Source organism: Ralstonia psammae, from assembly GCF_958405935.1.
Taxonomy (GTDB): domain Bacteria; phylum Pseudomonadota; class Gammaproteobacteria; order Burkholderiales; family Burkholderiaceae; genus Ralstonia; species Ralstonia psammae.
The window spans coordinates 577,645-595,894 of sequence record NZ_CATZBU010000001.1 but is presented as its reverse complement, the minus strand read 5'-3'; the positions used below and the strand labels follow the sequence as shown (position 1 = coordinate 595,894).

The window sequence follows — 18,250 nt, the reverse complement described above, 5'->3', positions numbered from 1 at the left end:
GTCAAAGCTCCTTGCGGATGTCGACCACGCGGGTCAGGCCCCAGATGATCATCAGCACTGTCAGCAGCAGTACCACGGCGTTGGCTGCTGCCAGCGGAAACTGCAGGTACGAGGTCTGCACCTGGATCATCTTGCCGACCGAGGCGATCTGCTGGCCGCCCATCACGCCTACAGTCACGAAATCGCCCATCACGATGGTCAGGATGAAGATGGAGCCGATCAGGATGCCGCTGCGCGACAGCGGCACGATCACGTGCCAGAGCGTTTGCCAGGCGCTCGCCCCCGCATCGCGCGCGGCCTCGAGCAACGCGCGGTCGATGCGCATCATCGAATTGAAGATCGGCACGATCATGAACATGGTGTAGAGGTGCACGTAGGCCAGCAGCACCGAGAAGTTCGAATACAGCAGCCAGTCCTGTGGCTGGTCGATCAGGTGCATGCCCTGCAGCGTCTGGTTGACGAGGCCATTGCGGCCCAGCAGCGGAATCCACGAAATCATGCGGATCACGTTGGAGGTCCAGAACGGCACCGTGCAGATCACGAACAGCAGCGTCTGCATCGTAGCCGAGCGCACGTGGAACGCCAGGAAATACGCCAGTGCAAAGCCCAGCACCAGCGTGAGCGCCCAGGTCGCCACGGCAAAGCGCAGCGTCGACAGGTAGGTCGACGCCGTCACGCACAAGTCACCGTATTCATTGAGATGGCCGCAGCCTTCCCACAGCTTGGCGTAGTTGCGCAAGGTGAAGGTCGGCAGCAGCGCGTACTCGTTGAAATCCCAGAAGCTGACCATTGCGACCAGCCCCAGCGGGATCAGAAAGAACACGACGAACACCGCCGCAAACGGCAGCGCCTGCAAGCCCGGCCCGGCTGGACGCGGGGCGCCGGCCGCGGGTGGAGTGGACGGTGTGGTGGGTGTCATGACGTTGGCGACGTGGTCAGGCGGCGACGAACTCGTTCCACTTGCGGACCATGTACTCGTTCTCGTCCATGACCGCGTTCCAGCAGGCGATGCCGCCCATGCGCTGTTCGTAGCTACCGCCGTCGCGCACGCTGCCGGCCTTGGCCAGCAGATCGCCGTGCGGGCTCTTGATGTCCTTCGCGGCGGGTTTGCCTTCCATCCAGTAGGCCCACTCGTACGGCTCCATCTTGGCCTTGGCCGTTTCCAGCACGGCGCTGTAGTAGCCCTGGCGGTTCAGGTACGCGCCGGCCCAGCCGTCGAGGAACCAGTTGATGAATTCGTACGCCGCATCAAGCTTCTTGCCTGACACCGTCTTGGGAATGCCAAAGCCGGCGGCCCACGCGCGATAGCCTTCCTTGAGCGGCTGGAACGTGCAGTCGATGCCCTTGCTGCGCACCGCCGTCACCGCCGGGCTCCACATCGACTGGATCACGACCTCGCCCGAAGACATCAGGTTCACGCTTTCGTTGAAGTCCTTCCACAGCGCGCGGAACTGCCCGGCCTTCTTGGCTTCGATCAGCGTCTTGATGGTCAGGTCGATCTCGGCGCGGGTCATGTTGCCCTTGTCGGCGTACTTGTGCAGGCCCTTGGCTTCCACCACCATCGCCGCGTCCATGATGCCGATGGACGGAATGTTCAGGATCGACGCACGCCCCTTGAATTCAGGGTTCAGCAATTCGGCCCACGAGCTGATGGGGCGCTTGATGAGATCGGGGCGGATGCCCAGCGTGTCGGCGTTGTAGACGGTCGGGATCAGCGTCATGAACTGCGTGGGCGAGGCCGCAAACGTGGTCGCATTGGCGCCCGGCAGGTACATGACCTTCTTGGGCGCGGTGCCCTGGTCGCCCACCTTCTTGCCGGCCACCTCGCCCTTGGTGAAGAGCGACGTGATCTTGTCGGCGTTCTTGATGCGGCGTGCATCGATGCCCAGCAGGTTACCGGTCGGCACGATCTTCTTGAGCGAGAAATATTCCGTGTCGATCAGGTCGAAGCTGCTCGGCGCAGTCACGGCGCGCTTCGTAATCTCATCGGTGGTGACGGCCACGTATTGCACGCGGATGCCGGTGTCGGCCTCGAATTTCTCGGCGATCAGCTTGTCCTGGTTGACCGCTGTGCCCAGGTAGCGCAGCGTCAGCTTTTCTTGTGCATGGATCGCGGGCACGACGCCGGTGGCCAGAATGGCGGCCATGCCCTTGAGTGCGGTGCGGCGGCCCGCCTTGAAGTCGTTGGAATCGTCAGACATGTTGCAACCCCTGATATGAAGGTGAAGGCATTGCCTGAAGCCGTCAGGCTGCGGATAGGAATGTCAGGTCTCGGGTGTCTAGGCAGGCGGCAGGCGATGCGCCTGTGCGGCATCCCAGGAGGCCCAGATGGGTTGATGCAGCGCCAGGTGCGCGATGGCGGCATCGGTTTCCGGCAGGCTCACCGTCACGCGTTGCGAGGGCGACAGCACCACGCCTTCCACGCTCACCAGCACGTGTGTGCCCTGGTATTCGATGTCGCAGATGCGGCCCCGCACGCGCGGGCGATCCCCTGCGGTGGCCTCATCGGCATGCAGCGCCATGCGGTCGATACGCACCGCAACGGGCCCATGTGCGTCTTCCAGCAGGTTGTGCCCGCCGATGAAGGTGGCCACAAACGCGCTGGCCGGCTGGTTGTAGACCTCGCGCGGGCTGCCGGCCTGTTCGATGCGGCCGTGGTTCATCACCACCATCTGGTCGGCCAGCGCCATCGCTTCTTCTTGCGAGTGCGTGACGTGCACGAAGGTCAGGCCCAGCTCCTGCTGCCAGCGCCGAAGTTCGGCGCGCATCTGCGTGCGCAGGAACGGGTCGAGCGCCGAGAGCGGTTCGTCCAGCAGCAGCACGCGCGGCTCCATGATCAGCGCGCGCGCCAGCGCCACGCGTTGCTGCTGGCCACCCGACAGTTCGCCCGGTCGGCGCTGCGCCAGGTGGCCCATTGCCACGCGCTCCAGCAGTGCCTGCGCGCGCTGGCGGCGTTCGCGCGTGCCGGTGCCGCGCATCTTCAGGCTGAAGGCCACGTTGTCGAGCGCGCTCAAGTGTGGAAACAGCGCGTAGCTCTGGAACATCATGGCCGTGCCGCGCGAGGCGGCCGGCAAGTTGGTGATGTTGCGATGGCCTAGCAGGATGTCGCCATCACTCACATGCTCGTGGCCGGCAATCATGCGCAGCGTCGACGATTTGCCGCAGCCCGATGGCCCCAGCAAGCAGCAATAGCTGCCCGCGGGAACGCGTAGGTTGATGGCGTCGACCGCCACGGCGTCGTGTGCGTAACGCTTGGTCAGCGCAACGAGTTCGAGGGAGTCGGCGGGGGCGGTGGGTGCGCGGGTCATGTCGGGTTGGTGCAATAGGTGTGCCTGTCTGCGCGCGGCAATTTCGGGGCGTGCGCGCTTGGCGTGCGTCGTTGTGGTGCGTGTGGCCGCATCTGCGGGCAGTGGCGCCACATACCGGGGCAGGTGGCGCGACTGGCTTCCCGTGGGTCAGAAGCTGTGACGCACGCCCAGCGCCACCGAGGTCTGGCTCGTGCCCGGCACGCCGCCACCGATGGCGCCCGACGTGGTATTGACCAGCGCTTCCGTCGCGCTCGACGAGTTCTTCAGGTACGCCACGTTTGCCACCAGCGTGGTGCGCTTGGACAGGCTGTACAGGCCCAGCAGCCGGTAGACCATCGAACTGTTCGACAGCGTCGAGTTACGGCGGTACAGCACGTCGGCCGAGCCGGTAAAGGCCGAGGTGAAGGCATAGTCGACGCCGCCTTCCACGGCGTAGGCCTTGCGCGCCGACATGCTCGGGATCGACTGGAACGCGCCCGTGCCGCCCACATCCGCGCGCGCCGCGCCCAGCCGCAGCTTGGTTGCGCCAAACGTATAGCTGCCGCCCACGGTGATGAGCTTGTAGAGCGATCCCGTGCCGCTGCCATCGCGCTCCTGGTCGTAGCTGGCGGCCAGGTACAGCGGGCCCGCGCTATAGCGCCCCGCCAGGTTGAACAGGGAACCCTGCGAGAGCGAGCCCGCGGCTTCGCCAAAGCCGTACATCGCGCCGAACTGCGCACCGCCCAGGGTCGGCGACACGTACTTGACCGTGTTGTTGTAGATCTCGCTCACGGCGTCGAACTCGCTGAACTTGAAGATCGAGCCCGAGTTGTAGCCGCCCTTGAAGATGCTGCCCACCAGCCAGTCGTCGTTGAAGTTCCACTGCTTGCCGGCCGTGAGCGTGCCCGATGACGAACTCAGCCCGACATACGAATTGCGGGAGAACAGCGTGCCGTTGGACGACATGCGCCCGTTGCTCGGATTGAAACCTGCCTGCAGGTTGAACAGCGCGCTTATGCCGCCGCCCAGGTCTTCCTTGCCGCTCAGCCCGAAGTTGGACACGCCCAGGATGCTGTCCGACACGCCGGTCAGACTTTGCGAGCCGTTGCCTGCGTGGTTGGTCCAGCTCACGCCGGTATCGATGATGCCCGACAGCGTCACGCTCGATTGCGCAGCGGCCACGCCGGACAGCCCGAATGCCAGGGCGGCAGCGCCCAGCTTGATGGTGGTGCTCATGACAGGTGTTCCCCTAAATGGATTGGCGCGACCGCGTTGCGTGGCCGCTCCCGGCATTGCGTTCTATGTTGGGTACAAGCTTGGTTTGGATTGTGCACAATCACGTGCGTACCTATGCAGTATCCATGCCAAGCAAAATGGCCTGTTTTCGCTTGTTTCTGGTGCAATAGCGCGGGGAGTGCGGGGATATTTCCTGAGGATGTCGCACCAACGTCGTCCAGGTTGGCCTCAGGGTTGTGCGCAATCCAAGCCTTGTTTGCTCGATTAGAATGGCGAGATGCCAGAGCCCACGACCACCACGCCACGCCGCAACAACGCCGAAGTCGACGCCCGCATTTCAGATGCGGTGTACGACGCCATCCTTGAGCAGAAGCTGCCGCCGGGCACGCGCCTGGTCGAGGCGCAGCTATGCAAAGCCTTCGGTATCACGCGGGGGACATTGCGCCGGGTGCTGGTGAAGCTGGCGCATGAGGGGGTGGTCGAGCTGCAGCCCAACCGCGGCGCGACGATCGCCGTGCACGACGCGACGGAAGCGCGCCAGGTCTTTGGTGCGCGGCTGATTCTGGAAACCGGCTCGGTGCGGGAATTGGCGCAGCACGCGACTGCGGAGCAACTCAGCGGATTGCGCGCGCTAGCGGCTGCCGAACATGCCAGCCGCGAATCCGGCAATTGGCGCGATTGGATCCGCCTCTCGGGCGATTTCCATATCCAACTGGCCGAGGCGAACGGCAACCCCATCATCACGGCGATGCTGCGCACGCTGGTGGCGCGCACCTCGCTGCTGATCGGGCTCTATGAATCCCCCGCACGCCCGAGTTGCGGCCACGACGAACACCTGGCCATTCTCGATGCGGTGGAGCGCCGCGACGGCGCGCGCGCCGCGCGGCTGATGGGCGAACACCTTGGCGAATACATCGCTGCACTGGAGCTTGAGCCCCGGCAGGTGGAGACGATCGATTTTTCCAAGCTGTTCCACCGCGTCAAGCTCTGACAGCGCGGCGGCCTAGTGCTGCTAGTGCTGCATGACGGCCAGGGCCACCAGAATGCCCACGGGCGGCAACACGCACCAAAAGGACAGCGTTGCAAACGCCAGCGCCCCCAGAATCGCCCCGGTCGCAAAGCCCGCAAGCGGTGGCACCATCTTGCGCAATCGCGTGCGCGCAACATCCTTCTGCGTAGCACCGGGCGATAGCAGTTCCACCACATCAATCACGATCTGCGTGGTGTTGCCCGTCATGATGGTGGTGGGTGCGTGCTCCGACAGCACGATGCGCGCCTTGGCGTTCTGCACCCCCATCGCCGCGACGCCGATCAGCCCGACAATGATCGTGGCCGGTGCATCGGCCGATTGAATCGGCAGCGCCAGCAACCCAGCCGCCATGAAGGCCAGCAGGAGTACGGCCTGCGCGAGTAGCAGCGGCCGCAGGGGCGCCACACCTCGCCGCGTGAGCGCCGTCACAGCCACCTTGGTCGATGCCACGGCCAACACGAACATCGGCAGCGCCAGCAGCTTGGCGAGCACGCCTTCTCCGGAGCCCGCCAGCTCCAGACCGATCATCACGAAGTTGCCCGTGACGTGCGCAGTGAACAGCCCGAACAACGCCGCGAAGCCGACCACATCCACATAGCCGGCGACGAACGCGAGCAGCGTTCCCTGCGCGATCAGGAAACGCGCCGACTGCGGCGCGGCCGCCGGAACCGCCACGGTTTCAGAAGGCAAAGCACGAACACCCGAAGGCGCCCCAGAAACCGCGGAAGTCGGTCGTGGGCACGTTGGCCGTGCGCGCTTTCTGGTGCGCATGGCCGTGCACGGAACATGAGCCAACGCAGTGGTGCACCTGCTGCTGCAATGGTGCAGCCGGCCGCCAGTGCCCCGGCACGCGCGACACGGGCGACCACTCCGGCAGCACCGGAATCGGCGGCGGGCCGAACTCGGTGAACTCAGCCGCCCCATAGACGGTGCGACCGCCCACCACCGTCAGCACCGATTCGATGGTCTTGATATCGGCCTCGGGCACGCTGAAGAAATCGGCCGACAACGCCGCCAGGTCGGCGAGTTGCCCGACCTTGATCTGCCCCTTGTTGCCCTGGTCCGCCGAGAACCACGCGCTGCCGTGCGTGTACAGCTCCAGCGCCACCTCGCGCGCAAGCCCTTCCGGATACAGCGCCATGCCGCCCACGGTGCGCCCGCTCGCCAGCCAGTACAGCGACGTCCACGGGTTGTAGCTCGACACGCGCGTGGCGTCGGTGCCGGCGCCCACCGGTACGCCTTCGGCCAGCATGCGCTTGATGGGCGGCGTGTGTTCGGCCGCGGCCGCGCCGTAGCGGTCGACAAAATATTCGCCCTGGAAGGCCATGCGATCCTGAATGGCGATGCCGCCGCCGAGTGCGCGCACGCGCTCGATGTTCTTGGGCGAAATCGTCTCGGCATGGTCGAAGAACCACGGCAGGCCGTCGAACGGAATGTCGCGGTTCACGCGCTCGAACACGTCGAGCATGCGCGAGATCGATTCGTCGTAGGTCGCGTGCAGCCGAAATGGCCAGCGCTGCGCGACGAGGTGGCGCACCACGGTTTCCAGCTCCTGCTCCATCGTCTCCGGCAGGTCGGGGCGCGGTTGCAGGAAGTCTTCAAAGTCTGCTGCGGAGAAGACCAGCATTTCGCCCGCGCCGTTGTGGCGGAAGAAGTCATCGCCCTGGCGGTATTGCACGCTGCCGGTCCAGTTCTTGAAGTCGGCCAGTTCCTCTTTCGGCTTCTGCGTGAAGAGGTTGTAGGCGATGCGGATGGTGAGCTGGTTCTGCGCCGAGAGTTCGCGGATGACCGCGTAGTCGTCCGGATAGTTCTGGAAGCCGCCGCCCGCGTCGATGGCACTCGTCACGCCCAGGCGGTTCAGCTCGCGCATGAACTGGCGCGTGGAGTTGACCTGGTATTCCGGCGGCAGCTTTGGCCCCTTGGCGAGCGTCGCGTACAGGATCATCGCGTTGGGCTTGGCGATCAGCATGCCGGTGGGCTCGCCGGAGGCATCGCGCTGGATCTCGCCGCCGGGCGGGTTCGGCGTGTCCTTCGTGTAGCCGACCTGGCGCAGCGCCGCGCGGTTGAGCAGCGCGCGGTCGTACAGGTGCAGCACGAACACGGGCGTGTCGGGCGCGGCCTGGTTCAGCTCTTCCAGCGTGGGCATGCGGCGCTCGGCAAACTGGAATTCCGTCCAGCCGCCCACCACGCGCACCCATTGCGGCGACGGCGTGCGCGCAGCCTGCTCCTTGAGCATGCGCATCGCGTCGGCCAGGGACGGCACGCCTTCCCAGCGCAGCTCCAGGTTGTAGTTCAGCCCGCCGCGGATCAGGTGCAGGTGTGAATCGTTCAGGCCGGGGATGACGGTGCGCCCGCGCAGGTCGATGACCTGGGTGGTGGCACCGCGCTGGGCCATGACGGTGGCATCGTCGCCCACGGCAACAAAGCGGCCGTCACGCACGGCAACGGCACTGGCGGAGGGGCGTTCGCGGTCGACCGTGTGGATGCGGCCGTTGTGCAGGATGAGGTCGGCGGTCATTGCGTCAGTATTTGGGGAAGATCGAAAAGCGTCCGGGTCCGGCAATCAGGACGGTGGTGAAGATGATCAGCAGCATCCATCCGAACTGGCCATCGGCAAGCGACCAGTCAGGATGCACCACCAGCATGGCCACCAGCAACGTGGCGACGATTGGCAGGCACGCCAGGCGCGTCAGCACGCCAAGCGCAATCAGCAGCGGGCATAGGGTTTCCGACAGGATCGCGAGCAGCAGGGTGGGGGCGGCGCCCATGTGGAATGGGTCTTCAATGCGTGTGAGTTCCTGGCTGTAGTGCAGCACCTTGGGCAGCCCATGCACGGCAATCAGCAGCGCGCTGCCGCTCAGGCGCAGGAACAGCAGGCCGGCATGAATGGCAACATTCGGGGCGGTGTCGGCGGGTACCGCTGCGCGCGAGGTTTCGAGCGACAGGCGTGTCATGGCATCAGCCCGGGTTGCGTGGTGCGGTGTTGCCGGATTCACCGGTGGCAGCAAGGTCCGCGGGTGGCGTCTGGGGTGGCACTGGGGCTGGCGCTCCGGTGATCTTCGGCACGCACTCGTGGCGGAACCACGCCATGGTGATCGGCTCGCCGGCCAGCAGGCGCTGCGCGGCCGGCACGATCTGTTCGCCGATCAACATGCCGAGCAGCCCGACCAGCGCGATCGCCGGCGGCGCGGGTGAGCGGACGTGCAGCAACGCATAGATCACGCCGACCAGCATGCCGACGCCTATGGAGATGAGGTAGGGCTTCACGAGGAGGGCTCCAGAATGCGAAGGGCGGCGCGCGCGAGGTGCGCCGCCCATGCAGGTCAGGCGGTGAGGAACGCGAGCAGATCCGCGTTGACCTTGTCCGCCTCGGTCACGCACATGCCGTGCGAGCCGCCCGGATAGACCTTGAGCGTCCCATCCTTCACCAACTCGACGCCCAGCTTGGCCGAATCGTCGATCGGAACGATCTGGTCATCGTCGCCATGCAGGAACAGCACCGGCACGTCGATCTTCTTCAGGTCTTCGGTGTAGTCGACCTCCGAGAACGCTTTGATGCACAGGTACTGGCCGTGAATGCCGCCGGTCATGCCCTGCGCCCAGAAGGCATCGATGGTGCCCTGCGAGACCTTCGCGCCCGGCCGGTTGAAGCCGAAGAACGGCGTGGCGAGATCGCGGTAGAACTGCGAGCGGTTGTCGGCCACCCCCTTGCGGATGCCGTCGAACACGTCCATCGGCAAGCCCTTCGGGTTGGATGCCGTCTTGAGCATGATGGGCGGCACCGCGCCGATCAGGACAGCGCGGGCGACCCGTTGGGTGCCATGTCGGCCGATGTAGTGCGCGACTTCGCCGCCGCCGGTGGAGTGGCCGACCAGCGTAGCGCCCTGGATGTCGAGCGCATTGAGCAGCGCCGCCAGGTCGTCGGCATAGGTGTCCATGTCGTTGCCCTGCGATGGCTGATCGGAACGGCCGTGGCCGCGCCGGTCATGCGCAATGACACGAAAACCCTTTTGCACGAGGAACAGCATCTGCGCGTCCCAGGCGTCGGCATTGAGCGGCCAGCCGTGCGAGAAGACGACGGGCTTGCCGCTGCCCCAGTCCTTGTAAAAGATGCGCGTACCGTCTTGGGTGGTGATCGTTTGCATGGGAATGAGGGAGAGGGTGATGGCTGATGGGATGGGCCAGTGCGCAACGCATGCGGCAGCCATTCGGCTGCGCATGCGTCGCCCGGCTGGAGCAGCGTCTTCTCTTCTTTTGTACGGCGCGATCAGTTGGCAGCCACGGCAGCCAGCGCCTCGTGCGGCGTGGCAGTGCGTTGCGGCGCCTTGTGGACCATCGTGTAGGCATAGTCCACGCCCATGCCGTAGGCGCCGGAGTGTTCCTTCACCAGCTTCATCACGGCGTCATACGTGTCGCGGTGGGCCCAGTCACGCTGCCACTCCAGCAACACCTGTTGCCACGTCACGGGCACCACGCCGGCTTGGACCATGCGCTGCATGGCGTAGTCGTGCGCGTCCTTGGACGTACCGCCCGAGGCGTCGGCGACCATGTAGATCTCGTAGTCGGCATCGTGCATGGCCGACAGCGCGAAGGTGCAGTTGCACACCTCCGTCCACAAGCCCGAGACGACCACCTTCTTGCGGCCGTTCTTTGCCAGGGCATCGCGGACCTTCTGGTCGTCCCAGGAGTTCATCGAGGTGCGTTCGAGCAGTTCCTGGTCCGGAAACACATCGAGCAGCTCCGGGTAGGTATAACCGGAGAAGCTCTGCGATTCGACGGTGGTAATGGTGGTGGGGATGTTGAAGATCTTCGCAGCCTTGGCAAGGCCGACGGTGTTGTTCTTCAGGACCTGGCGGTCGATCGACTGCACGCCGAAGGCCATTTGCGGCTGGTGGTCGATGAAGATGAGTTGACAGTTCTGGGGCGTGAGGACTTCGAGCTTCGGGTTCGTCATGGCCGTATCCAATGGGAGCGTGGTGCAAATGAGAGAGGGCCGCGGCATGAGTGCCGCTCCGAAGCGGCGGCAATCCATGGGGCCCAACCATCATAGGAACTTGCGCTCCGAGCACAACGGCAGAATCGGCAAGTGCAGTTTTTGCGATTGCCGAACAATCGATGCGACCTGCCGAAATATTTCACCGGTACCCTGCACTGCGCGCCGCTCGCCATGGGCGGGGATGTACCACCACCCTCAGCGCACCCAGCCGCGCTCGAGCAAGGGCGCGTCCCATGCCGGCTCGCCAGCGTGGTGGCTGGCCAGGCAGTCGATCAGTGCGCACACCTTGACCGCTTGACGCTGCGTGGCCGGATACACGGCAGAAAAGTGCAGCGGCGTCAGGTCGTAGTCGGCCAGCACCGGCACGAGGCGGCCAGCGACCAGATCGTCGCTGACGACGAGGGTGGGCAGGCAGGCAATGCCGGCGCCGGTCAGTGCGTAGTCGCGCAGCAGATGCACGGAGTTGGAGCGCACCTGCTCGGGCAGGTCCATCGCCGGGCCGGTTTCGCCGTTGTGCGAGAACACCCAGCGCTTGCGGGTCGGGTAGCCGGAGTACAGCGCCAGCGAATGCTGCAGCAGATCCGCCGGCTGCTGCGGCATGCCGTACTCCTCGACATACGCGGGTGTGGCGCAGAACATGCGCCGCAGCGGGAACAGGCGTCGCTCGATCAGCGAATCGTTGATCGGCGGAAAGATCTGGAACACCACGTCGAACCCTTCGGCAATCGGGTCGACCACGCTGTCGTCGACCACCACGTCGAGCTGGATATCGGGGTACTGCATACCGAACCTGGCCAGCGGCTCGGCAAAGTGGCTGAGCGCGTATCCGGGCAGCATGCGGATGCGCAGTTTGCCGGCGGGCGTAGCGCGCAGGCCGCGCATCTGGTCGGTGAGGTCCGTCAGCATGCAGACGGCTTCAGCGCATTGCTTGTAGTAGGTCTCACCCACTTCGGAAAGGCGCACGTGCCGCGTGCTGCGGTGAAACAGCGGCGCTTCGATAAAGCGCTCCAGTTGCTGCACGCGGTGGGTGACCACCGAGTTGGTCACGCCCAGTTGGCGCGCCGCCTCGGCAAAGCTGCGCGTTTCCGCCACGCGCACGAAGGCTTCAATACTGAGAAAACGGTCCATTTCCAACGCCCCGGCGCCTGAGTTGAAAGGGTGGCGCGACGCCAGCCATCATACGGCGATCGGGCGGAATGTGACGTTACCGTCGGCAAGGCTTTTCTGGGCATCGTCGCGTCGTTTATCCTCTGCAATCTGTTTCATTCCCCTATCGCAATCCAATACCAAGCGAGGAGCAGTTCATGGCAATTCAAGTCGTCGGCATCGTCGGTGCCGGAACAATGGGCAACGGCATTGCGCAAGCGTGCGCCGTGGTTGGGCTGGATGTGGTGATGGTGGACATCAGCGATGCTGCCGTGCAAAAGGGCATTGCCACCGTGGCAGGCAGCCTGGACCGCCTCATCAAGAAGGAAAAACTGACCGAAGCCGACAAGGCCGCCGCGCTCGCACGCATTCAGGGCTCCACTTCGTACGATGACCTCAAGCGCGCCGACCTCGTCATCGAAGCCGCCACCGAGAACTTCGACCTGAAGGTGAAGATCCTCAAGCAGCTCGAAGCTGTCGCTGCGCCGCACGCCATCGTAGCGTCGAACACGTCGTCCATCTCGATCACCAAGCTGGCCGCCGTGCTGCAGGACGCCAGCCGCTTCATCGGCATGCATTTCTTCAACCCGGTACCGATGATGGCACTGGTGGAAGTCATCCGCGGCTTGCAGACGAGCGATGCCACGCACGCGGCAGTGGAGGCGCTGGCGCATCAGCTGGGCAAGACGCCGATCACGGTCAAGAACAGCCCGGGCTTTGTCGTCAACCGCATCCTGTGCCCGATGATCAACGAGGCGTTCTGCGTGCTGGGCGAGGGCCTGGCCTCGCCGGAGGAGATCGATGAAGGCATGAAGCTCGGCTGCAACCACCCGATCGGGCCGCTGGCGCTGGCCGACATGATCGGCCTGGATACCATGCTGGCCGTGATGGAAGTGCTGTACACCGAATTCGGCGACCCGAAATACCGCCCGGCCATGCTGATGCGCGAAATGGTGGCTGCCGGTTACCTGGGCCGCAAGACTGGGCGTGGCGTGTACGACTATCGCAAGTAAGCCGCGATCCTGTGCGGCATTCGCGGTGTCCGCCAACTGTCAGGCCGGATTCGCGCGAACTGTCTGCAAGTGTGCATGGAGGCGGTGTGGGGGTGCGTTGATGATGACGCATCGCCACACCGTCTTTTTTCCTTCCCCCCACACTCCGGACACCACCATGCCGCGCTACGCCTTCCGCCTGCTCAACGTCTTTGCCGAATCCACCTTTGGCGGCAACCAGCTCGCCGTGTTTGAAGACGGGCGCGGCCTGGACGACGCCACCATGCAGGCCATCGGACGCCAGTTCAACCTGTCCGAGATCACCTTCATCTTCCCGGACGGTGCCGATGGGGCCACGGCGCGTTTCCGCATCTTCACGCCCGATTATGAGATGCCGTTTGCCGGCCACCCGTCGCTGGGGACTGCGCAGGTGGTGCGCGAGCTGTATGGCCCCGGCAATGAACTGACGCTGCGTTGCCAGTCGGGCATCGTGTCGCTGACGGCGCAGGACGAGGGGTGGTCGCTGGTGCCGCCGCGTTCTGGCGCGCTGAATACGCGCGAAGCCGATCCGGCCATTGCGAAGATGCTTGGGCTGGACGCGGATGCGCTGGCGGGCCCGCCCCTGTGGGTCGACGCAGGCATCGAGCAACTGATGGTGCCCGTCAAGACGCGCGCCGATGTGGAGCGCGCCCGGCCCGATCCGTCGGCGTTCGATGCGTGGCCGCGCAGCCGCAACGACGGGCGCAACGCCTACGTGTTCACCATGCCCGCGCCGGGCAGCAATGATCCGGTGATATCGCGTTTCTTCTTCGAATACGGCACCGGCCTGTGGGAAGACCCGGGCACCGGCTCGGCGTGTGCCAACCTGGGCGGCTGGCTGCGCGCGACGGGCCATGCGTTGCCGGCAAGCTACCGCATCGAACAGGGCGCTGCAGTGGGGCGGCCTTGCCACCTCACGCTGCGTGTGGATGCCGACGGCACGATCCACGTGGGTGGCCGCGTGATCGAAATCGGCCGCGGCACACTGACGATTTGACCAACTAGGCGGCGCTGACGGACGGCGTGAGCTGCTTGCAGAAGAACGTCGTCCCGCAGAATGCGCCGTCGGGCATCAGCGCGTAGTTGGGCACCACGCCCACGCGCTGCCAGCCGGCGCGTGCGTATAGCCGCTCGGCATCGCCGCCCGTCACCGTGTCGAGCACGAGCACCGTCTTGCCCTCGGCGCGCGCCTCGTCTTCGATGGCGGCCATCAGCCGTTGCGCCACGCCCTGGCGGCGCGCGCGGCGGTGCACGAGCATCTTGGCGATATCTGCGCGGTGCGGCTGGTTTTCCGGCTGCGCGAGCACCAGTTGCACGGTGCCATGGATGGCGCGGGCCTCATCTTCGGCAATCAGCAGCGCACGCTCGCCCCGCGCCACGCCATCTGCCACACCGCGCCAGAATGCCCGCGCCTTGTCACGCGACAACGGCGCCATGAAGCTGACCGACGCGCCGCCCTCCACGCAATCGATCAGCACATCGGCCAACGCATCAACGCACGCGCTTGCCTCGTTGGCGCCCACGCGCCGAATGGTCAGGGTGTCGATCATCAGGGTCTCCAGTGGGCAGCGGATACGGTTGTCAGCGCGACGAGGTAGCGGGCGGGTCGCCGCGTGGGGTTGTGATAGACGATCGGGCAGTCCAGCCGCATGGTCAGGCAATCGCCTGTATTGAGGCGCCAGTGCGCGTCGCCCACGGTCATTTCCATCGTGCCTTCGATCACCCACACCTGCTGGTGGATTTCGGCATCGCGCGCGCCGGTGTCGTAGGCCACGCGCTCGCCGGGCGGAAAGTGCACCTCAACAAGCTGCAGGGGCGAACGCGCCGCCGGCGACAGGTTGCGGCGCACGTAGCCGGAGGCGGGGTCGGTCCACTCGGGCTGCTTTGCCGCGCGTGATACGGGCGAAGGTTCCACGGCCGGCGCAGGACTCTCCTCGAACAGCGAGGCAAGCGTCACGCCCAGCGCGGAGCTGAGCCGATCGAGCACCGCAGCGGTCGGGCTGCTCTGGCCGCGCTCGATCAGGGAAATGGCCGAACGGCTGACCTGGCTGCGTTCTGCCAGCGCGTCGAGCGAGAGGCCCTGGGCGTCGCGCAGTTCGCGCAGGCGTTGGGCGATACGTTGGTGGATGTTCATGTAATCCAGTTTAGTGGAAATTCCTATCTAGTAAACTGGAATTTGAGGTGCCGCCGGATTGGCCTTGCCATGGGTAGTGCCTTGCCGAGGCGCCGGCCGAACGTCGCGATTGCCGCTAGATTGCCCAGCCATGCAAATGCTTTTCGCTGTTTTGTAAACGATCGGTCTACAGGAGCTTGCCAAGCTCAAAGGCGCACGTGTGGTCGGCATTGCGGGCGGCGCTGACAAATGCCGCTACGCCGTCGACACGCTCGGCTTTGATGCTTGCCTGGACCGCCGCCGACCCGACCCCGCGAAGCGCCTGGCGCACGCCTGCCCAGACGGCATCGACGTGTACTTCGAAAACGTGGGCGGCGAGGTGTTCGACGCGGTGCTGCCGTTGCTGAACATCGGTGCGCGCGTCCCGGTGTGCGGCTTCATTTCGCACTACAGCGACGAGGCCGCTGCCGGGCCCGACCGCCTGCCGAAGGTGACGGCGACCGTACTGCAGAAGCGCGTGCGCATGCAGGGCTTCATCATCCTCGACCACTACGCCAGTCGCTACGACGCCTTCCAGCGTGACATGACGGCGTGGGTGGCCGCCGGCAAGCTCGTAGTGCGCGTGGCCGAGGCTTGATCGCGGGGGCGGGCCCTCCGGCTTGTTGGCCTGTTGGCCTATTGGCCTATTGGGTCGCGGCGTCCCGGCGCTGTAAGGCGGGCGGCAGCCACGACGCGTCGAGTGCCGCTTCCTTGGGCCAGGTCAACTGCAGGCGCAACAGGAACGGGCCGGGAGGCGGTGGCAGCCAATTGTTGCGCATGCCCTTGGGCGGCGCGCGCTGGATCAGGATGTCGAGCGAGCCGTCGCGGTTCAGGCGCGGGTGGTCAGCCTCGCTCAGCACGTTGCGCAGGCCCGGGGGTTCGGCCGCGCGGCGGGGCTGCCCGACAGTGGATAGGGCAGCGACGGCCCAGCCGGCATTCTCGGGCGGGAGCTGGTTGCGCTCGAAATGCAATACGTAGCGGTGCGTGCTGTCCAGCGCCATGCCGTTGGCGTCGGTCGTGGCGGTGGCGATGAGCATGTCCTGCGGCAGGTCGGTGCCGCCGCCGTTCCACGCCACGATGGCGCGCTGCGCATAGTCCAGCCCATAGGCGCCGATCATGCGCGGGATGAACCAGCCGTTCTGCGTGATGGGCGGCTGCTTGACGGCCAGCGCCAGTGTCTCGCGCGCGGCCGCCACCCCGCCATCCATCACCTTCAGGTTGGCGGCGCTCACGGTCTTGGCGTCGAACGGCGCACCGGGCACGATGCCCAGGTCACGCAGCGATTGCAGCATCGTGGAATCGGCCGCGTGCGGCGGATTGTCCTTGAGCAGCTCGGCAAACCGTGTGAAGTAGCTGTTCGCGTCCAGCGCGGTGACGCGGCGGCGCGCAGCATCGAGGCTGACGTCTAGATCGGTGGCCTTGTCAGTGTTCACCTTGGTTTCGGCTTCAGCCTCGCGCAGGGTGGTTTTTCCGAAGGCGTCCAGCGGGGTGATGCGGTAGCGGTCCTGCACACGGCGTGCGGTGACCAGGTCGCGCGCGCCGGCCACCTGCGTGCGGGCCACCACCCAGAAGAGGTTCGTCGGCGCGGCCATCTGCTTGACGCCGGCCGGCAGCGTGCCTTCCCAGCCCGGCGGCGTGATGGCGTAGTGCGCTGCGCGGGCCCCGGTTGTGCGGTTGCCGAGCGATTCGAACACGTCGTTCCACCCGTCGTGCAGTGCCACCCAGATGTGGCGGCGCCCCGCGTCGGGCAGACTCAGGACGACCGGGCCGTTACGCAAATCGACGAAGGCGCTGCTGGCGAGCACGTCCACGCGTGCGCGCACACCGGTGGGCAGGGCTTCGTCTTCCAGCGTGCGCTGGTGCATGAACGTGCCGGCGGGCGCCAGCGCAGACGTGGTCTGCAGCAGCGCGTCCGTCATCATCAACGGAAAAGCGTAGACATAGGCCGAGCGCACGAGCGCTTCGTTCGGCTTCGGCAGACGTTGTTCGATGGGGGCCGTGGTCGCGGCGTTCTGGGTGGCGCAGCCGGTCAGGCCCAGGGTGATCGCCGAGGCCACCACGCTCAGCGCCACGGCCACCAGCTTGGGAAGCGGGCGCGCCGGCGCAGGGCAGTGCGTCATCTTGTTCTCCTTTTGTCGTCGGTGCGCGCAACAGGAAAGCAGACGCCTGTCGAACATCCCCCCAAGGATGCTTGCGCATACGGTTGCGCGGTGGCCGATCCCATGGCGCCGCGCATGTCGTATCTTGAATCTTTGGAATGTAGAAGCGCCGCCAACGCAAGTCAATTGAAGTGCGGCGGGGCATGCACGCATGGCTCGCCGCAGGCAGGCTTAGAGGCGCAGGTGCAGCGCGAGGCGCAACTTGGCCGCGTCGTATTCGGCCTTCAAGCGCGCCACGATTTCGGCGGCGGGCGGCAGGTCGGCAATCTGCCCGACACCCTGGCCCGCGCCCCAGATGTCTTTCCAGGCCTTGGCGCGCGAGCTGCCATCGCCAAAATTCATCTTCGATTTATCGGCCTCGGGCAGGGCGGCGGGGTCCAGGCCCGCCAATTCGATGCTCTCGCGGATGTAGTTGCCGTGCACGCCTGTAAAGAGGTTGGTGTAGATGATGTCCGACGCGGCCGCGCGCACGATGGCGGTCTTGTAGCTCTCGGCAGCGTGGGCTTCCTGGCTGGCGATGAAGCGCGTGCCGATATAGGCGAGGTCCGCGCCCATGGCCTGCGCGGCCAGGATGGCGTCGCCCGTGGCAATCGCACCTGAGAGTGCGATCGGCCCGTCGAAGATGCGCCGCACCTCGCCGACCAGCGCAAACGGCGACAGCGTGCCGGCATGGCCGCCCGCACCCGCCGCCACCAGGATCAGCCCGTCCACGCCGGCTTCAAGCGCCTTTTCCGCATGACGCAGATTGATCACGTCGTGCAGCACGATGCCGCCATAGCTGTGCACCGCATCCAGGATCTCCTTGACCGGTGCGCGCAGCGAGGTGATGAAGATCGGTACCTTGTGCTTGACGCAGGTGGCCACGTCTTGCTCCAGCCGCGCGTTTGAGTGGTGCACGATTTGATTGACCGCGATGGGCCCCATCACCTCGTGCGGATGCGCGGCGCGATAGGCCGCCAGGTCCGCGTTCATCTGCGTGAGCCATTCGTCCAGCGCTTCGGCCGGGCGCGCATTGAGGGCCGGAAACGCCCCGACAATGCCGGCCTTGCATTGCGCCAACACCAGTTCCGGATAGCTGACGATGAACATCGGCGAACCGATCACGGGCAGCGTCAGGTGCTGCAGCACGGGCGGCAGGTGCTTGGCGGCGGGCATGGCGTCTCCTGGTTTGGCAAACCGGCACAACAGGGGCAGAACCTGTCGTTCGATTATA

The 18,250-nt window shown here is 65.5% G+C and carries 18 protein-coding genes and 1 pseudogene; 4 read left to right on the top strand and 15 right to left on the bottom strand.

Features of this window, described 5'->3' with window-relative positions:
• Position 1: 1 nt before the first annotated feature.
• The 4 genes from R2N16_RS02910 to R2N16_RS02895 all read right to left on the bottom strand — a co-directional run bounded on the left by R2N16_RS02910 (position 2) and on the right by R2N16_RS02895 (position 4,523).
• Entirely contained in the window at positions 2–919 is a 918-nt protein-coding gene (locus R2N16_RS02910) for an ABC transporter permease (protein ID WP_316664084.1), read from the bottom strand.
• Positions 920–935: 16 nt separating this feature from the next.
• Complete coding sequence (locus tag R2N16_RS02905; RefSeq protein WP_316664083.1) at positions 936–2,201, bottom strand: ABC transporter substrate-binding protein; 1,266 nt, start codon at positions 2,199–2,201, stop codon at positions 936–938.
• A gap of 78 nt (positions 2,202–2,279) precedes the next feature.
• Positions 2,280–3,308 carry an ABC transporter ATP-binding protein gene (locus R2N16_RS02900; RefSeq protein ID WP_316664082.1) on the bottom strand — a complete coding sequence of 343 codons (1,029 nt, stop codon included), beginning with the start codon at positions 3,306–3,308 and terminating at the stop codon, positions 2,280–2,282.
• A gap of 147 nt (positions 3,309–3,455) precedes the next feature.
• Positions 3,456–4,523, bottom strand: a complete 1,068-nt coding sequence (locus R2N16_RS02895) for a porin (RefSeq protein ID WP_316664081.1) — start codon at positions 4,521–4,523, stop codon at positions 3,456–3,458.
• Positions 4,524–4,800: 277 nt separating this feature from the next.
• On the opposite strand from R2N16_RS02895, the gene R2N16_RS02890 reads away from it, so the two are divergent.
• Entirely contained in the window at positions 4,801–5,514 is a 714-nt protein-coding gene (locus tag R2N16_RS02890) for a GntR family transcriptional regulator (protein WP_316664080.1), read from the top strand.
• Positions 5,515–5,535: 21 nt separating this feature from the next.
• On the opposite strand, the gene R2N16_RS02885 is transcribed toward R2N16_RS02890, so the two are convergent.
• From R2N16_RS02885 to R2N16_RS02855, 7 genes are all read right to left on the bottom strand, one after another.
• On the bottom strand, positions 5,536–6,243 hold the full coding sequence (locus R2N16_RS02885; RefSeq protein ID WP_316664079.1) for a YoaK family protein: 708 nt from the start codon (positions 6,241–6,243) through the stop codon (positions 5,536–5,538).
• Positions 6,233–8,071, bottom strand: coding sequence for an amidohydrolase (locus R2N16_RS02880; RefSeq protein ID WP_316664078.1), 1,839 nt, complete (start codon positions 8,069–8,071; stop codon positions 6,233–6,235). The genes R2N16_RS02885 and R2N16_RS02880 overlap by 11 nt, the downstream gene beginning before the upstream one ends.
• A gap of 4 nt (positions 8,072–8,075) precedes the next feature.
• On the bottom strand, positions 8,076–8,507 hold the full coding sequence (locus R2N16_RS02875) for a DoxX family protein (protein ID WP_316664077.1): 432 nt from the start codon (positions 8,505–8,507) through the stop codon (positions 8,076–8,078).
• A gap of 4 nt (positions 8,508–8,511) precedes the next feature.
• Positions 8,512–8,820 carry a XapX domain-containing protein gene (locus R2N16_RS02870; RefSeq protein WP_316664076.1) on the bottom strand — a complete coding sequence of 103 codons (309 nt, stop codon included), beginning with the start codon at positions 8,818–8,820 and terminating at the stop codon, positions 8,512–8,514.
• 56 nt (positions 8,821–8,876) lie between these two features.
• On the bottom strand, positions 8,877–9,698 hold the full coding sequence (locus R2N16_RS02865) for an alpha/beta fold hydrolase (protein ID WP_316664075.1): 822 nt from the start codon (positions 9,696–9,698) through the stop codon (positions 8,877–8,879).
• A 122-nt stretch (positions 9,699–9,820) separates the two neighbouring features.
• Positions 9,821–10,507, bottom strand: coding sequence for a hydrolase (locus R2N16_RS02860; RefSeq protein ID WP_316664074.1), 687 nt, complete (start codon positions 10,505–10,507; stop codon positions 9,821–9,823).
• Between the two features lie 237 nt (positions 10,508–10,744).
• The gene (locus R2N16_RS02855) at positions 10,745–11,677 is read right to left on the bottom strand and encodes a LysR family transcriptional regulator (RefSeq protein ID WP_316664073.1); all 933 of its coding nucleotides are present in this window, start codon (positions 11,675–11,677) and stop codon (positions 10,745–10,747) included.
• Between the two features lie 176 nt (positions 11,678–11,853).
• On the opposite strand from R2N16_RS02855, the gene R2N16_RS02850 reads away from it, so the two are divergent.
• Both R2N16_RS02850 and R2N16_RS02845 read left to right on the top strand, forming a co-directional pair.
• Positions 11,854–12,708 carry a 3-hydroxybutyryl-CoA dehydrogenase gene (locus R2N16_RS02850; protein WP_316664072.1) on the top strand — a complete coding sequence of 285 codons (855 nt, stop codon included), beginning with the start codon at positions 11,854–11,856 and terminating at the stop codon, positions 12,706–12,708.
• 157 nt (positions 12,709–12,865) lie between these two features.
• Positions 12,866–13,723 carry a PhzF family phenazine biosynthesis protein gene (locus tag R2N16_RS02845; protein WP_316664071.1) on the top strand — a complete coding sequence of 286 codons (858 nt, stop codon included), beginning with the start codon at positions 12,866–12,868 and terminating at the stop codon, positions 13,721–13,723.
• Between the two features lie 4 nt (positions 13,724–13,727).
• On the opposite strand, the gene R2N16_RS02840 is transcribed toward R2N16_RS02845, so the two are convergent.
• Together R2N16_RS02840 and R2N16_RS02835 are read right to left on the bottom strand one after the other, a co-directional pair.
• Entirely contained in the window at positions 13,728–14,276 is a 549-nt protein-coding gene (locus R2N16_RS02840) for a GNAT family N-acetyltransferase (RefSeq protein WP_316664070.1), read from the bottom strand.
• Positions 14,276–14,860, bottom strand: coding sequence for a helix-turn-helix domain-containing protein (locus R2N16_RS02835; protein WP_316664069.1), 585 nt, complete (start codon positions 14,858–14,860; stop codon positions 14,276–14,278). Before R2N16_RS02835 ends, R2N16_RS02840 begins: the two co-directional genes overlap by 1 nt.
• Positions 14,861–15,032: 172 nt before the next feature.
• Between R2N16_RS02835 and R2N16_RS02830 the strand changes: the two are divergent.
• Positions 15,033–15,461 (top strand): annotated as a pseudogene (locus R2N16_RS02830) (zinc-binding dehydrogenase); the annotation flags it as partial.
• A 61-nt stretch (positions 15,462–15,522) separates the two neighbouring features.
• Here R2N16_RS02830 and R2N16_RS02825 read toward each other — a convergent pair.
• Entirely contained in the window at positions 15,523–16,998 is a 1,476-nt protein-coding gene (locus tag R2N16_RS02825) for a DUF1254 domain-containing protein (RefSeq protein ID WP_316664068.1), read from the bottom strand.
• Between the two features lie 210 nt (positions 16,999–17,208).
• Positions 17,209–18,192, bottom strand: coding sequence for an NAD(P)H-dependent flavin oxidoreductase (locus R2N16_RS02820; protein ID WP_316664067.1), 984 nt, complete (start codon positions 18,190–18,192; stop codon positions 17,209–17,211).
• Positions 18,193–18,250: the final 58 nt, after the last annotated feature.

Excerpts from the sequence above, each read along its gene's own strand:
- R2N16_RS02905 (WP_316664083.1), bottom strand. The coding sequence starts at position 2,201 with ATGTCTGACGATTCCAACGACTTCAAGGCGGGCCGCCGCACCGCACTC.
- R2N16_RS02840 (WP_316664070.1), bottom strand. The coding sequence starts at position 14,276 with ATGATCGACACCCTGACCATTCGGCGCGTGGGCGCCAACGAGGCAAGC.
- R2N16_RS02900 (WP_316664082.1), bottom strand. The coding sequence starts at position 3,308 with ATGACCCGCGCACCCACCGCCCCCGCCGACTCCCTCGAACTCGTTGCG.
- R2N16_RS02850 (WP_316664072.1), top strand. The coding sequence starts at position 11,854 with ATGGCAATTCAAGTCGTCGGCATCGTCGGTGCCGGAACAATGGGCAAC.
- R2N16_RS02895 (WP_316664081.1), bottom strand. The coding sequence starts at position 4,523 with ATGAGCACCACCATCAAGCTGGGCGCTGCCGCCCTGGCATTCGGGCTG.
- R2N16_RS02890 (WP_316664080.1), top strand. The coding sequence starts at position 4,801 with ATGCCAGAGCCCACGACCACCACGCCACGCCGCAACAACGCCGAAGTC.
- R2N16_RS02845 (WP_316664071.1), top strand. The coding sequence starts at position 12,866 with ATGCCGCGCTACGCCTTCCGCCTGCTCAACGTCTTTGCCGAATCCACC.
- R2N16_RS02880 (WP_316664078.1), bottom strand. The coding sequence starts at position 8,071 with ATGACCGCCGACCTCATCCTGCACAACGGCCGCATCCACACGGTCGAC.
- R2N16_RS02910 (WP_316664084.1), bottom strand. The coding sequence starts at position 919 with ATGACACCCACCACACCGTCCACTCCACCCGCGGCCGGCGCCCCGCGT.
- R2N16_RS02835 (WP_316664069.1), bottom strand. The coding sequence starts at position 14,860 with ATGAACATCCACCAACGTATCGCCCAACGCCTGCGCGAACTGCGCGAC.
- R2N16_RS02855 (WP_316664073.1), bottom strand. The coding sequence starts at position 11,677 with ATGGACCGTTTTCTCAGTATTGAAGCCTTCGTGCGCGTGGCGGAAACG.
- R2N16_RS02860 (WP_316664074.1), bottom strand. The coding sequence starts at position 10,507 with ATGACGAACCCGAAGCTCGAAGTCCTCACGCCCCAGAACTGTCAACTC.
- R2N16_RS02820 (WP_316664067.1), bottom strand. The coding sequence starts at position 18,192 with ATGCCCGCCGCCAAGCACCTGCCGCCCGTGCTGCAGCACCTGACGCTG.
- R2N16_RS02875 (WP_316664077.1), bottom strand. The coding sequence starts at position 8,507 with ATGACACGCCTGTCGCTCGAAACCTCGCGCGCAGCGGTACCCGCCGAC.
- R2N16_RS02825 (WP_316664068.1), bottom strand. The coding sequence starts at position 16,998 with ATGACGCACTGCCCTGCGCCGGCGCGCCCGCTTCCCAAGCTGGTGGCC.
- R2N16_RS02865 (WP_316664075.1), bottom strand. The coding sequence starts at position 9,698 with ATGCAAACGATCACCACCCAAGACGGTACGCGCATCTTTTACAAGGAC.